At 60.9% G+C, this 13,787-nt stretch carries 11 protein-coding genes; 2 read left to right on the forward strand and 9 right to left on the reverse strand.

What is annotated here, in order from left to right; translation table 11 throughout:
- The first annotated feature begins 44 nt into the window (after positions 1-44).
- Positions 45-1,088: a UDP-glucose 4-epimerase GalE gene (galE, locus tag LDN85_RS14670; protein ID WP_223943395.1), complete on the forward strand. Its 1,044-nt coding sequence runs from the start codon at positions 45-47 to the stop codon at positions 1,086-1,088.
- Positions 1,089-1,176: 88 nt separating this feature from the next.
- Here the strand turns inward: galE and LDN85_RS14675 are convergent, their stop codons facing one another.
- The 5 genes from LDN85_RS14675 to typA form a co-directional block, all read right to left on the reverse strand.
- The gene (locus LDN85_RS14675; protein ID WP_024817462.1) at positions 1,177-2,460 is read right to left on the reverse strand and encodes a citrate synthase; all 1,284 of its coding nucleotides are present in this window, start codon (positions 2,458-2,460) and stop codon (positions 1,177-1,179) included.
- Between the two features lie 231 nt (positions 2,461-2,691).
- Positions 2,692-3,840 carry a succinyldiaminopimelate transaminase gene (gene dapC / locus LDN85_RS14680; protein ID WP_091550039.1) on the reverse strand — a complete coding sequence of 383 codons (1,149 nt, stop codon included), beginning with the start codon at positions 3,838-3,840 and terminating at the stop codon, positions 2,692-2,694.
- 14 nt (positions 3,841-3,854) lie between these two features.
- Positions 3,855-4,181, reverse strand: coding sequence for a ferredoxin (gene fdxA, locus LDN85_RS14685; RefSeq protein WP_018776555.1), 327 nt, complete (start codon positions 4,179-4,181; stop codon positions 3,855-3,857).
- A 319-nt stretch (positions 4,182-4,500) separates the two neighbouring features.
- Positions 4,501-4,917: a hypothetical protein gene (locus LDN85_RS14690; RefSeq protein ID WP_223943396.1), complete on the reverse strand. Its 417-nt coding sequence runs from the start codon at positions 4,915-4,917 to the stop codon at positions 4,501-4,503.
- Positions 4,918-4,950: 33 nt separating this feature from the next.
- The gene (gene typA / locus LDN85_RS14695) at positions 4,951-6,867 is read right to left on the reverse strand and encodes a translational GTPase TypA (protein ID WP_026539952.1); all 1,917 of its coding nucleotides are present in this window, start codon (positions 6,865-6,867) and stop codon (positions 4,951-4,953) included.
- 283 nt (positions 6,868-7,150) lie between these two features.
- On the opposite strand from typA, the gene LDN85_RS14700 reads away from it, so the two are divergent.
- On the forward strand, positions 7,151-7,993 hold the full coding sequence (locus LDN85_RS14700; protein WP_223943397.1) for an SGNH/GDSL hydrolase family protein: 843 nt from the start codon (positions 7,151-7,153) through the stop codon (positions 7,991-7,993).
- Between the two features lie 194 nt (positions 7,994-8,187).
- On the opposite strand, the gene LDN85_RS14705 is transcribed toward LDN85_RS14700, so the two are convergent.
- From LDN85_RS14705 to LDN85_RS14720, 4 genes are all read right to left on the reverse strand, one after another.
- Complete coding sequence (locus LDN85_RS14705) at positions 8,188-9,903, reverse strand: ABC transporter ATP-binding protein (protein ID WP_223943398.1); 1,716 nt, start codon at positions 9,901-9,903, stop codon at positions 8,188-8,190.
- An 11-nt stretch (positions 9,904-9,914) separates the two neighbouring features.
- Positions 9,915-10,898, reverse strand: coding sequence for an ABC transporter permease (locus tag LDN85_RS14710; RefSeq protein ID WP_051420672.1), 984 nt, complete (start codon positions 10,896-10,898; stop codon positions 9,915-9,917).
- Entirely contained in the window at positions 10,888-11,817 is a 930-nt protein-coding gene (locus LDN85_RS14715; RefSeq protein ID WP_026546219.1) for an ABC transporter permease, read from the reverse strand. The genes LDN85_RS14710 and LDN85_RS14715 overlap by 11 nt, the downstream gene beginning before the upstream one ends.
- A 210-nt stretch (positions 11,818-12,027) precedes the next feature.
- Complete coding sequence (locus tag LDN85_RS14720; protein ID WP_026546220.1) at positions 12,028-13,665, reverse strand: ABC transporter substrate-binding protein; 1,638 nt, start codon at positions 13,663-13,665, stop codon at positions 12,028-12,030.
- Positions 13,666-13,787: the final 122 nt, after the last annotated feature.

Genomic DNA, 13,787 nt, shown 5'->3' on the forward strand with positions numbered 1-13,787 from the left:
CAACACTGAGCGGCGTGGCTCCACTTTCCGATAGCGTAGAGACCATGAAAATTCTTGTCACGGGCGGCACCGGCTACATCGGTTCCCACACCGTTTTGTCCCTCCAGGAAGCCGGCCACGACGTCGTCGTGCTTGATAACCTGGTGAATTCCAGCGAGGAATCCCTCCGCCGGGTCTCGGAGCTTACCGGCAAGACTGCCGCGTTCCACAAGGTTGACCTGGTTGACGAGCCTGCGGTCGAGGCCGTGTTCGAGCAGCACCAAATCGACGCCGTGATCCATTTCGCCGGCCTGAAGGCCGTGGGAGAATCCGTCCAGGAACCACTGGCCTACTACTACAACAATATTGTGGGCACCCTGAACCTGCTCCGGGCCATGGACAAGCACGACGTGCGTTCAATCGTTTTCAGCTCATCGGCCACCGTGTATGGCGAGCACAACCCCATCCCCTACATCGAAAAGATGGAAATCGGCGCCAACAACCCGTACGGCCGGACCAAGGAACAGATCGAGGACATCCTCTCGGACCTGGGCAATGCGGACGACCGCTGGCATATCGCACTGCTGCGCTATTTCAACCCGGTGGGCGCACACCCGTCCGGACGCATCGGCGAGGACCCCCAGGGCATCCCGAACAACCTTGTCCCTTTCATTGCCCAGGTGGCTGTGGGACGCCGCGAGAAACTCATGGTCTTCGGCGGCGACTACGACACCCCCGATGGCACCGCCCAGCGCGACTACATCCATGTGGTGGACCTTGCCGACGGCCACGTAGCAGCCCTGAACTACATCGCCGAGCGGGCCGGCGTCCGGCGTTGGAACCTTGGCTCCGGCCGCGGCTCCTCCGTCCTGGAAGTCCTGCGGTCCTTCGAAAAGGCAGTCGGCCAGCCGATCCCGTACGAGATCACCGGCCGCCGTGCAGGAGACCTCCCGGCTTTCTGGGCCGATGCTTCCTCTGCCCTGGCCGACCTCGGCTGGTCAACTACCAAGACCGTGGACCAGATGTGCGAGGATCACTGGCGCTGGCAGAAGAACAACCCCTACGGCTACAACGCTTCTGCTGCGACGTCCGCGGCAAACAACGCCTAGGCTGCAGAAGCCTCCGCTACCAACGACGACGGCCGCTCACCTCGCGCGAGGTGAGCGGCCGTCGTCGTTACTGACCTTTTTTGCCGTGTCAGTTGGCCGGGTAGTTGCGCTCCGGCTCCCCTGTGTAGAGCTGCCGCGGGCGGCCGATCTTGGTCTGGGGATCGTTGATCATTTCGCGCCACTGGGCAATCCAGCCCGGGAGGCGTCCAATGGCGAACAGTACGGTGAACATCTTCTCCGGGAAACCCATGGCCTTGTAGATGAGGCCGGTGTAGAAGTCAACGTTCGGGTACAGCTTGCGCTGGATGAAGTAGTCATCAGCCAGGGCCTTCTCTTCCAGGCGCATGGCGATGTCCAGCAGTTCGTCGTTGCCGCCGAGCTTGCCGAGAACTTCGTGGGCCGTTGCCTTGATGATCTTGGCGCGGGGATCGTAGTTCTTGTAGACACGGTGCCCAAAGCCCATGAGGCGGACGCCGTCTTCCTTGTTCTTGACCTTCTCCATGTAGTCCTCGGGCTTGATGCCGTCGGCCTGGATCTGGCGGAGCATCTTCAGCACGGCCTCGTTGGCGCCGCCGTGGGCAGGGCCGAAGAGGGCGTTGATGCCTGCGGACACCGAAGCGAAGAGGTTCGCGTTGGACGAACCCACCAGGCGAACGGTGGACGTGGAACAGTTTTGCTCGTGGTCTGCGTGCAGGATGAGCAGGAGATCCAGCGCCTTGACGACTACCGGGTCCATTTCATACTGCTCGGCCGGGAGGCCAAAGCTCAACCGAAGGAAGTTCTCCACCAGGTTCATGGAGTTGTCCGGGTAGAGCATCGGCTGGCCGATGGACTTCTTGTGGGCGTAGGCCGCGATGACAGGCAACTTGGCCATGAGCCGGATGGTGGATACTTCCACGTGCTCCGCGTTGAAGGGATCCAACGAGTCCTGGTAGAACGTGGACAGCGCGGAAACTGCCGAGGAGAGCACCGGCATGGGGTGGGCGTCACGCGGGAACCCGCCGAAGAAGCCCTTGAGCTCTTCGTGCAGGAGGGTGTGACGGCGGATCTTCTGGTCAAACTCTTCCAGCTCCGTGGGAGTGGGGAGGTTGCCGTAGATCAGCAGGTAGGAAACTTCGAGGAAGCTCGAGTGCTGCGCGAGCTGCTCGATGGGGTAACCGCGGTAACGCAGGATTCCTGCGTCGCCGTCGATGTAGGTGATGGCCGAGGTGGTGGCCGCTGTGTTCATGAAGCCGGGGTCATAGGCAACGGCGCCCGTCTGCTTCAGCAGCTTGGAAACGTCGTAACCTTCGTTTCCTTCTACAACCTTGATGCGCGGCAGTTCGAGTTCGCCGCCGGCATGGCGCAGTGTTGCGCTGGTGGTCTCAGTCATGGAGTCCCCTTCATGAGGCCTTTGGGCCTCTATCGAACGCTTGTCCAACCAACTTCTGGTGCCGCCGCCCTTGACCCTGCTGTTGCAGGGCTCCAACGGCCGAAGTGCTTTCTTAGAGAAGGCCACCATTGATAGTCAGTTAAAAGCTACCGCCAGTAACCCTCCGGAACTAATCCGTGCCGTCGGGTTACTGGCGGAATGGCGCTGATAGTGGCGCAAGTCACAGCAATGTTATGAGGCTGTGGCCAGCCGTTCCACTGCGGCGTCAATCCGTTCATCAGTGCCCGTCAGGGCCACCCGGATGAAACCGTTCCCGGCATCTCCATAGAAAACGCCCGGCCCCACGACGACCCCAAGTTCGGCGAACCGTGCCACCGTATCCCAGGTGGCTTCGCCGGCCGTGGACCAGAGGTAGAGCCCGGCTTTGGATTCGTGGATTTTCAGCCCGAATTGCTCAAGGGCAGGGACAATCCTCTCGCGGCGGCCGCGGTAGAGGTCTTTCTGTGACATCACGTGGCCGACATCGCCGAGGGCGACGCGCATCGCTTCCTGCACGGGGTAGGGAACGATCATCCCTGCGTGCTTGCGGCTGTTGACCAGGTTGGCCACGATGGCGGAATCTCCCGCGACGAAGGCGGCACGGTAACCAGCGAGGTTGGACTGCTTGCTCAACGAGTACACGCAGAGCAGGCCATCCGTGGAACCGCCGGTGACGCGGGGATCAAGAATGCTGGGGACAGCTTCTCCCCCGCGCTGTACATCCCACTCGCCCCAGCCCAGTTCGGCATAGCACTCGTCCGATGCCACCACTGCACCGAGCTCACGGGCTTGGCCCACTATCCTGCGCAGCGACTCGACATCCCGGACGCTGCCCGTTGGATTCCCCGGAGAGTTGATCCAGATCAGGCGGACCTTGGCACGGGTGGCCGGATCCAGTTCATCCAGGTCATCGGCAGCAACGGCTGTGGCGCCTGCCAGTGAGGCGCCGATGTCGTAGGTCGGGTAAGCAACCGTAGGCCGCACCACGACGTCTCCGGCGTTGAGGCCGAGCAGGAATGGCAGCCACGCGACAAGCTCTTTTGAGCCCACGGTTGGCATGACGTCCTTGGGATCCAGGCCCGGAACTCCGCGGCGGCCGGCGAACCAGTCCACTACGGCCTGGCGCAGGGCTTCGGTACCATGCACCGTGGGATAGCCATGGGCGTCCGCTGCCGCTGCCAAGGCATCCCTGATAAGCCCCGGAGTGGGGTCCACTGGCGTTCCAATGGAAAGATTTACTGCGCCGCCCGGATGCTTCGAAGCTGTGGCAACATACGGCGCCATGGCCTCCCACGGGTAGTCAGGCAGGTTCAGGCCGAAAGCCGGTGCCGCGGAAATCAACGAAGCTACCGCCTTTAGTGGTCTTGGTTCTGCGGGGGCAGCGCGGCGATGAACGGGTGGTCCTTACCCGTGTTGCCGATCTTGGCTGCTCCACCCGGGGAACCGAGGTCGTCGAAGAATTCAACGTTGGCCTTGTAGTAGTCGGCCCACTCTTCCGGAGTGTCATCCTCGTAATAAATGGCCTCCACCGGGCACACAGGTTCGCAGGCACCACAGTCGACACATTCATCGGGGTGGATATAGAGGGAACGCTCACCTTCGTAAATGCAGTCGACAGGGCACTCTTCAATACATGCCTTGTCCTTGACATCCACACACGGCTGCGCGATTACGTACGTCACGTCCCAGACCTCTCCACAGTTTGTCCCGGCGATGACCGGGGTAATACGGCCGGCATCATGCCGGGCACTGAACTTCCGAGCCTATTATCCAACAGTGCAATGACGCCAACCTAGCCCGCGTCTTAGTATGAAACGGTGACTCCCCCGCATTTGCCGCCCAGACAATTCCTACTCACCGCGGAGCCAGGTATCCGGGTGGTGGTCCGGTACAGGATCGACGACGGCTTGACCGACGCCCTGGGCTACCTGCTGGACGCCGGCGAAAACAGTTGCACCGTACGGACCCGCACCTCCGACGTCGAAATTCCTTTGGCCATGGTCATCGCGGCGAAAGAGGTTCCCCCGCCACCGCCCCGGCGGCAGTCCATCCGGCACGCAGGCGGCTCGCAGCCACCAGCATGACCAGCGTGACTGCAGCGATACCAAAGACCCATACGTTGCCTGCTGCGTCGCCCAGTATCAGCTGCTTGGCGGCTCCGGCTGATGAGAAGACGCCGACGGCGGCATAGGTCACCACGCCGGCTACCGCCGTCGGGACTATTGAGCGGGACCAGGCAGCAAGCCACAGTTGCACCGATGCCAGCAGCAGCAGGGCCGCTGCAACACCCCACGGGACCTCGACGCCTGACACTTGCACCACCTGACGGTGCAGGCCTGTTCCCGCAATGGCAACGAAAAGAGCCGCCAGTACGGCCGCGGCAATGCCACGAACCGTACCAACGGCTCCCCTCTTCATTCAGCTGCCTTTGACTGCGTCAGTCAGTGCGGGCTAGGACTTGGCGCGGGCGCGGTTGGCCTTGGCGCGCTCGTTGGAGTCCAGGATGACCTTGCGGATACGGATGGATTCCGGAGTTACCTCGACACACTCGTCTTCGCGGGCGAATTCGAGGGACTCTTCGAGGGTGAGGTCGCGCGGCGGCGTCAGGTTTTCGAAGGTATCGGAGGAAGCGGCACGCATGTTGGTGAGCTTCTTTTCCTTGGTGATGTTCACGTCCATGTCATCAGCGCGGGAGTTCTCGCCAACAATCATGCCTTCGTAAACCTCGGAGGTGGGCTTGACGAAGAAGGAACCGCGCTCCTGCAGGTTGATCATGGCGAACGGCGTCACAACACCGGCACGGTCAGCGATCATCGAACCGTTGGTACGGTATTCGATCGGACCGGCCCACGGCTCGTAGCCTTCGGAGATGGACGCAGCGATACCGGCGCCACGGGTGTCCGTCAGGAACCGGGTACGGAAGCCAATCAGGCCACGCGCAGGGACGATGAACTCCATGCGGCACCAGCCGGTGCCGTGGTTGGCCATGTTGGTCATGCGGCCCTTGCGGGCAGCCATGAGCTGCGTGACGGCGCCAAGGTATTCCTCGGGGACATCGATGGTCATGTGTTCCATCGGCTCGTGCAACTTGCCGTCGATGGTCTTGGTGACTACCTGCGGCTTGCCCACGGTCAGCTCGAAGCCTTCGCGGCGCATCTGCTCCACCAGGATGGCAAGCGCGAGCTCGCCACGGCCCTGGACTTCCCAGGCGTCGGGACGCTCAGTGGGGAGAACCTTGATGGAGACGTTACCGATCAGTTCCTTGTCCAGGCGATCCTTCACCTGGCGGGCCGTGACCTTGGCGCCCTTGACCTTGCCGGCCAGCGGCGAAGTGTTGATACCGATCGTCATGGAGATCGCGGGATCGTCCACGGTGATCAGCGGCAGCGGCTGCGGGTTCTCGGCGTCGGTGAGGGTTTCACCAATGGTGATTTCCTCGATGCCGGCGACGGCGACGATCTCGCCGGGTCCAGCGGACTCGGCCGGAACGCGGGTCAGTGCCTTGGTGGCGAGCAGTTCGGTGATCTTGACGTTCTTGAGCTCACCGTTGGCGCGTGCCCAGGCAACGGTCTGGCCCTTGCGGAGCGTGCCGTTGTAGATGCGAAGCAGGGCAAGGCGGCCAAGGAACGGCGAAGCGTCCAGGTTGGTCACGTGTGCCTGCAGCACGCCGTCCGGGTTGTACGTCGGAGCGGGGATGTGCTCGATGATGGTCTTGAAGAGGGGCTCGAGGTCCTCGTTCTCCGGTGCCGAGCCGTTCTCGGGCTGGTCCAGGGACGCGCGGCCAACCTTGGCGGCAGCGTAGACGACGGGAACTTCGAGGACCTTGTCGAGGTCCAGGTCCGGAACTTCGTCGGCGAGGTCGGAAGCGAGGCCAAGGAGCAGGTCCATGGACTCGTGGACGACCTCATCGATGCGGGCATCGGGACGGTCGGTCTTGTTGACCAGGAGGATGACCGGCAGGTGCGCAGCAAGGGCCTTGCGGAGCACGAAGCGGGTCTGCGGCAGCGGGCCCTCGGAGGAGTCGACCAGCAGGACGACTCCGTCAACCATGGACAGGCCGCGCTCTACCTCGCCACCGAAGTCGGCGTGGCCAGGGGTGTCGATGACGTTGATGGTGATGGTCTCGCCGTTGGACGACGGGCCGTTGTAGGCAACCGTGGTGTTCTTGGCGAGGATGGTGATGCCCTTTTCGCGTTCCAGGTCACCGGAGTCCATGACACGGTCCTCAACCTCACCATGGGAAGCGAAGGAGTTGGTCTGCTTGAGCATGGCGTCGACCAGGGTGGTCTTACCGTGGTCAACGTGTGCGACGATCGCGACGTTGCGCAGATCGCTCCGCGACGCAGTGTTGGTGATGGTTTCAGACATGCGTTAATGACTCGATTCAGTGGTGAAGTCAGCTGTTTGTATCCGCGCGCATACCTGATCGACTTGATCGGAACACACAGCGAAAAGACCCCGGGACACAGGGCACCTGCATCCAGTCTAAACGCAGTTGCATTTCCCAGCCTAAAAAGCAAGCCATTGACCTGCCGAATGTGGTGCTGCTCACATATCGTCACGCTTTAGTAACCGCTACTCCAGATGCTGGATTTTCTGTTCGTTGTGCCTCATGATTGCTGCAGAACCAGTGCCACACGGAGACCCATTGATGCGACAATCTTCGGCCGCGTTCCGCCTGCTCGCACCATTGATCGCCATCGGCGTTCTGGCAACAGGCTGCGGACCCAGCCCCACTAACCCCGCTTCCACACCCACCCGATCTGCTGCGCCCGGGCCCGCCCAGACAGCCGCTGCCCCGCCCCTGCGGGCCGCTCAGGCCCCCGGAGCCTTGGACCTGCCTGTCGGCTCGCTCTACAAGAACCCGGCGAACAACCGCAATGAAGTGGTGCTCGCCGACGTGCGCCACACGGCCGTACTGATCGGCGACTCCCAGGCCATGCCCAAGGACTCGTGGCCGCAGCAAGGCATCGCAGCCCTGGGCTACAAGTTGCTGGTAGTGGGCATGGGCGGCACGGGCTTTGTGGCCTCCAACGGCAAAACAGGCAACTACATCGACGCCCTGCAGCGCGGAGACTGGATACTCCCCTATGGAGATCCGCCGTTGATCGTGGTGCAGGGCGGCGGCAACGACGCTTCCCAGAAGGCAACGGACGCACAGATCACCAGTAACGCCGAGCGCCTGCTGGCCGCCTTGAAGAAGCGCTACCCAGGCGCAGCCGTCGCCATGATCGGCACCTTGGCACGCGGGGCTGACAATGGTGGGGGTCGTCGGACGGAAGTCGATGCCCTCCTTGGACGTATCGCTGCGAAACACGGGATTCCCTTTGTCAGCACGGGCGACTGGCTCACCCGCTACAACGCCGTAGGCGATCTCCAGGATGGGGTGCACCTCAAACCCTCCGGCCACGCCAAGCTTGGTGGGGTTCTGGCGAAGGAGCTCGGCGCCCTGGGCCTCACTGCACGCCCGGACAGCGCCATCCCGGCGAAGTAGCCCGCGGCGTCGTCGTCTCCTGCGTTGTGGCGTCGTCCGCGGCTGGCGTTGTGAGGCCCGCTCTGCTCGGTTCATGGGCCTTGAGACGCGCAAAGCGGGCCCCGCAACAAGCGTTTTAACGGCAAGAGCCGGTGGTTTCCTTTCGGAACCCACCGGCTCTTGTTGTGAACGGCTTCTTGAACGTACGACGCCGGTCAGGCCACTTCCGGCGGCAACAGCAGCGAACCACCCGGGATCGCATCCAGGAGTGCTTGCGTGTAGGTTTCGCGAGGGTTGTCGAAGACGTCATCCGTGCTGCCCGTCTCCACAAGCTTGCCCTTTTGCATGACGCAGACGTGATCCGCGATCTGGCGAACAACCGCAAGGTCGTGGGTAATGAACAGGTACGTCAGGCCAAGGTTGTCCTGCAGATCAGCCAGCAAGTTCAGCACCTGTGCCTGGACCAGGACGTCCAGGGCCGAAACAGCCTCGTCACAGATGATGACTTCCGGGTCCAGCGCCAAGGCGCGCGCGATGGCGATGCGCTGCCTCTGCCCACCGGAAAGTTCGTTGGGGTAGCGGCGCATTGTGGACTGCGGAAGTGCCACCTGGTCCAGGAGCTCCCGGACCTTCTTTTCGCGGCTGGCCTTGTTGCCGATCTTGTGTGTCCGCAACGGCTCTTCGATGGTCCGGAAAATGTTGTACATCGGATCAAGCGAACCGTAAGGGTCCTGGAAGATGGGCTGGACGCGCCGGCGGAACTTGAACAGGTCCTTGCTGTTGAGCGTGGACGTGTCGACGCCGTCGAAGATGATCTTCCCTGACGTCGGCTCAAGCAGGTTAAGAACCATCTGCGCCACGGTCGACTTGCCGGATCCGGACTCCCCAACGATCGCTGTTGTGGTTCCTCGTTTGACGGCAAAGGAGACAGAGTCCACAGCCGTGAAATCCGTAGCCTTGCCGATGCCTCCGCGAAGCTTGAAGACTTTGGTCAGGTTTTCAACCTTCAGAACCTCCTCGGGAAGAGCCGCCTCAACAACTACCGGCTCGGTAGGGGCCAGCAGTTCCTCCGATTCGAGGCCCTGTTCCTTTGCCACTTGGATTCGTCGCGAAGCCAACGACGGCGCCGACGCAACCAGTCGCTTCGTGTAAGGGTGGCGCGGATTACGGAGCAGCTCAAGTGACGGGCCGGACTCCACTACCTGCCCCTTGTACATGACAACCACCTTGTCCGCGCGCTCGGCTGCAAGGCCGAGGTCGTGGGTGATGAGCAGAACAGCCGTGCCCAGTTCGGAAGTCATCTTGTCCAAGTGATCCAGAATCTGTCGCTGAACGGTGACGTCAAGCGCCGAAGTTGGTTCATCCGCGATCAAGAGTCGTGGCTGGCACGACAACCCGATTGCAATGAGCGCACGTTGGCGCATGCCGCCGGAGAACTCGTGCGGATACTGCTTAGCCCTGCGTGAGGCATCAGGCAGGCCCGCCTCAGAGAGTACTTTGGCAACATCTTCGGGCCCGGAGGGAAGCCCGTTGGCTTTCAAAGTTTCCTTGACCTGGAAACCAATTTTCCATACGGGATTCAGGTTGGACATAGGGTCCTGGGGAACCATGCCGATTGAGTTTCCACGCAGCTCGATCATTCGCTTCTCGCTGGCATGTGCAATGTCTTCGCCGTCAAAGAGAATCTCTCCGCCGGCGACCCGCCCATTGCCGGGGAGCAAACCGATCGCGGCCAGGGCCGATGTGGACTTTCCTGAGCCTGACTCACCCACAATCGCTACAGTCTCACCGGGCATGACCGTTAGGTGGGCATTCCGCACTGCGTTGACTTCACCATTACTCGTAGTGAAGTTGATAGCGAGGTTTCTGATCTCCAGCAGCGGACGCTCCGAGCCGGCGACTTCTTCCTTGATATGAACCGGAGAGCTCATGGCTTCGCCTTTCATCGTTTGCGGGCCTTGGGATCCAAGGCATCACGGAGGGCATCGCCGAGCATGATGAAGCTCAGGACTGTGATCGACAGCGCGATAGCCGGGTACAGCAACGGCATGGGGTTTGAGCGCAAGGAAGCCTGAGCTGCCTGAATGTCATTGCCCCAGGACATAACGCTGGGTGGCAACCCAATTCCAAGGAAGGAGAGGGTTGATTCAGCGACGATGAAGGTGCCGAGGGAAATCGTTGCCACGACGATGATCGGAGCCAGTGAGTTCGGCAGCACGTGGCGCAACAGGGAACGGAAGCGCGAGACACCAAGCGAACGAGCGGCTACGACAAAGTCGGCGTTTCTCACCTCGATCACAGCACCGCGGGTGATGCGTGCGATCTGAGGCCAGCCAAAGACAATCAGGATCAACACCAGCGTCCACACTGTGCGGTTGGCACGGAAAACGGGGAGCTGCATCATCACAATGGCGCCGAGGATCAGCGGCAATGCGAAGAAGATGTCCGTCAGGCGTGCAAGGAGGGCATCCGCCCAGCCACCGTAGTAACCCGCGAGGGCACCAACAATGCCGCCGAATAGAACGACGCCGATAGTAGTGAACAGACCGACGGTAACCGATGAACGAGTACCGAAGATGACACGGGCATAGACGTCACAGCCCTGCTGTGTGAAGCCCAGCGGGTGCCCACTGGTAGGTCCGCCATCCGAGTTTGCCAACTGGCAGGCCTCATTTGAGGGATCAATTTGCGAGAACAAGCCAGGGAAGAGCGATACCACGACGACGGCCAGGATCATGATGGCCGAAATGATGAACAGCGGCTGCTTGCGCAAGTTCTTCCATGCCTCACCCCAAAGGCTTGACGGAGCGCTGTCTTCCTTGACCTTGTCGGTGGCCTGGAGGGGCGTTTCGTCCAGGTCGGCAACAAAGTGCTCGATGTGTCGCCGGGAGGTGTCCTGCCCGGTCAGGTTACTTTCAGGAGTCATAGCGGATCCTCGGGTCAAGCCAGGCGTAAAGGAGGTCAACAAGCAAGTTGGAGAGACAGTAGATCAACACCAACACGGTGACAATGGAGACCACGGTGGGACCTTCACCCGACAAGACGGCCCGATAAAGCCTGTTGCCCACGCCGGGAACGTTGAAGATGCCCTCAGTAACAATTGCTCCACCCATCAGGGTGCCGAGGTCTGCCCCCAGGAACGTCACAACTGGGATCAGCGAGTTCCGCAGAATGTGGACGTTGACAACCCTGAAACGGGACAAGCCCTTAGCGGTCGCTGTACGAACGTAATCGGCGTTCATGTTTTCGATCACGCTGGTTCGAGTCAATCGCAGAACGTAGGCGAAGGATGCCAGGCCAAGAACAATTGCCGGCAATATCAGGTCCTGCACTGTTGCGGCAGCACTGACAGTCGGTTTCGCCCAACCCAACTGCACACCGATGAAGAACTGAAGAATGAAGCCCAGCACGAAGATCGGGATGCCAATGACAATCAGCGAAGCGATCAGAACGGTGCCGTCGAACAACTTCCCCTTGCGAAGACCAGCTACAAGACCGAAAGCGATACCGAAGACGGCTTCAAAGATGAGAGCCATCACTGCAAGGCGGGCTGTAACCGGGAAAACCTCGCCGAGGACTGCCGCGATGGGCCGACCGGAGAAGTCTTGTCCAAGGTCAAAAGTGAAGATGCTCTTCAGGTAAAGCAAATACTGGATGATGAAGGGCTGGTCCAGGTTGTACTGGGCACGCAGCTTGGCCGCGACCGCTTCATTAACAGGCTTATCGCCAAAGAGCGCGGCAATGGGGTCGCCAGGAAGGCTGAAGACCAGGAAGTAGACCAGCAGTGTAGCTCCCAGGAAAACAGGGATCAGCTGGAGGAATCGTTTGAGGATGTATGTGGCCATCAGCGCATCACACCTCGATCAGCAGGCACCCTGTGCAGGGGTGCAGCGGAGTTGTTCATCGAAGAACCTTTTCGTCTGATGTGCAAACGGTCCATGCCGAGGCAAAGTAGGCCTGCACAAGGACGCCCAACCGGAGTTGGGCGTCATTGATTTGCAACGTGAGACGGCGGCGGACGCGCTCAGCTGAGCACCTCCGCCGCCGTTTCGCGGTTACTTGCCAGTGATGTTGTAGTACAGCGGGACGCCGTCCCAACCGTAGTCAACATTCGTGACGCCAGTGCTCCAGCCACCCTGTGATACCTGGTACCACAGCGGGATAGCGGGAAGGTCCTGCAGCAGGATTTCCTGGGCCTTGTTCATGGCCTTGTTACCCTCGGCAACCGAAGGTGCAGACAGTCCGTCGGAAATCGCCTTGTCAAAGGTCGGGTTTTCATAACGGGCGTCGTTCGAGCCAGCGCCGGTCTTGTAGATCGGGCCGAGGAAGTTGTACAGCGACGGGTAGTCTGCCTGCCAGCCGGCACGGATTGCACCAGTCAGTTTGCCGGTGGTTGCAAGATCGCGTGCTTCCTTGAAGGTTGCGAACGGAAGTCCCTCTGCCTTGATGCCGAGGTTGTTCTTGAGCTGGTTGGTCAGAGCCTCAACCCAAGCCTTGTGGCCACCCTTGTCAGCGTTGTAGGCAATGGTGAAGGCCGTGTTCGGATCCCACTTCTGGATGGCATCTGCCTTGGCCCAGAGGTCCTTGGCCTTGGTGGCGTCGAACTTCAGGTTGTCCGAGCCCGGAATGCTGTCGCTGTAACCGTCCAGGACGGGAGCAGTGAAGTCCTTTGCCGGCTGACGGCCGCCGCTGAAGATCACCTTGGTGATTTCTTCCCGGTTGATGGCCATGGAGATAGCCTGGCGGCGGAGCTTGCCAGCTTCGCCACTCCATTCCGGAAGGTACTCCGGGATAGCGATGGTCTGGTTACCTGCGTAGGGCTTCTCGATGAAACGATCGCCCAGGTCCGACTTGAAGTTCTTCAGTGCGCTCGTGGGGATGACCTGAAGGATGTCCAGGTTGTTGGACAGGAGATCCTGGTAGGCAGCGTCGTCGTTCTGGAAGATCTTGAACGTCACGCCGCCGTTCTTCGCCTTGCGGGGACCGTTGTAGTCCGCGTTCGGTACAAGCTGGATCTGCACGTTGTGCTGCCAGCCGTTTTCGGCCATCTTGTACGGGCCATTGCCTACCGGCTTTTCGCCGTAGGTCTTCGGGTCGGCCAGGGCGGCTGATGGGATCGGCATGAATGCGGTGTAGCCAAGGCGAAGCGGCCAGTCGGATTCAGGCTGCTTGAGCTCAACGGTGAAGGTGGTGTCGTCCACAACCTTCAATCCGGACATGGTCTCTACAGTGGAACCCTCTGCGCTGGTTTCGTCGTAGCCCTTGATGCTCTCGAAGAAGGTGGCGCTCAACTGGGCGTTCTTAGCCGCAGCGCCGTAGTTCCACGAGTCCACGAAGGTCTTGGCCGTGATGGCCTCGCCGTTGGTGAACTTCTGGTCCTTCTTGATCTTGATGGTGAAATTCTGTGCGTCCGGCGCTTCGATGGACTCCGCCAACTCGTTGACGGGCTTACCGGAAGGGTCGTAGCTGACGAGACCGGAGAAGATCAGCGTGGCAATCTTGCCGCCCCCGACTTCGTTGATGTCTGCCGGCATGAGCGGGCGCTGCGGCTCTGAGCCGTCGGCAATGATGACCTTGTTCGGGTCGCCCGCCGATGTACCGGAGTCGTTGCTGCCGCCGCCACCGCAACCGGTAGCTGCGAGGGCGATGATCGCCGCTACGCCTAGAGCTTTGGAAGTGCGCGAGAAACGCATTCCGCCTCCTATGAGTCGTGGAGTTGAGCAGGGGAAGTTCGTGACATCCCCCAGGCACAGGCACAGTTTCCTACTGTGACGTTGCCTACATGTGAGTGTAAGCCTACCCACATTGTGTCCGG

The sequence above is a fragment of the Arthrobacter sp. StoSoilB20 genome, assembly GCF_019977295.1.
Classification (GTDB): domain Bacteria; phylum Actinomycetota; class Actinomycetes; order Actinomycetales; family Micrococcaceae; genus Arthrobacter; species Arthrobacter nicotinovorans_A.

What these genes read in the sequence shown, in the direction of transcription:
- galE (WP_223943395.1), top strand. Translation starts at nt 45, where the DNA reads ATGAAAATTCTTGTCACGGGCGGCACCGGCTACATCGGTTCCCACACC.
- LDN85_RS14675 (WP_024817462.1), bottom strand. Translation starts at nt 2,460, where the DNA reads ATGACTGAGACCACCAGCGCAACACTGCGCCATGCCGGCGGCGAACTC.
- LDN85_RS14690 (WP_223943396.1), bottom strand. Translation starts at nt 4,917, where the DNA reads ATGAAGAGGGGAGCCGTTGGTACGGTTCGTGGCATTGCCGCGGCCGTA.
- typA (WP_026539952.1), bottom strand. Translation starts at nt 6,867, where the DNA reads ATGTCTGAAACCATCACCAACACTGCGTCGCGGAGCGATCTGCGCAAC.
- LDN85_RS14700 (WP_223943397.1), top strand. Translation starts at nt 7,151, where the DNA reads ATGCGACAATCTTCGGCCGCGTTCCGCCTGCTCGCACCATTGATCGCC.
- LDN85_RS14705 (WP_223943398.1), bottom strand. Translation starts at nt 9,903, where the DNA reads ATGAGCTCTCCGGTTCATATCAAGGAAGAAGTCGCCGGCTCGGAGCGT.
- LDN85_RS14710 (WP_051420672.1), bottom strand. Translation starts at nt 10,898, where the DNA reads ATGACTCCTGAAAGTAACCTGACCGGGCAGGACACCTCCCGGCGACAC.
- LDN85_RS14715 (WP_026546219.1), bottom strand. Translation starts at nt 11,817, where the DNA reads ATGGCCACATACATCCTCAAACGATTCCTCCAGCTGATCCCTGTTTTC.
- LDN85_RS14720 (WP_026546220.1), bottom strand. Translation starts at nt 13,665, where the DNA reads ATGCGTTTCTCGCGCACTTCCAAAGCTCTAGGCGTAGCGGCGATCATC.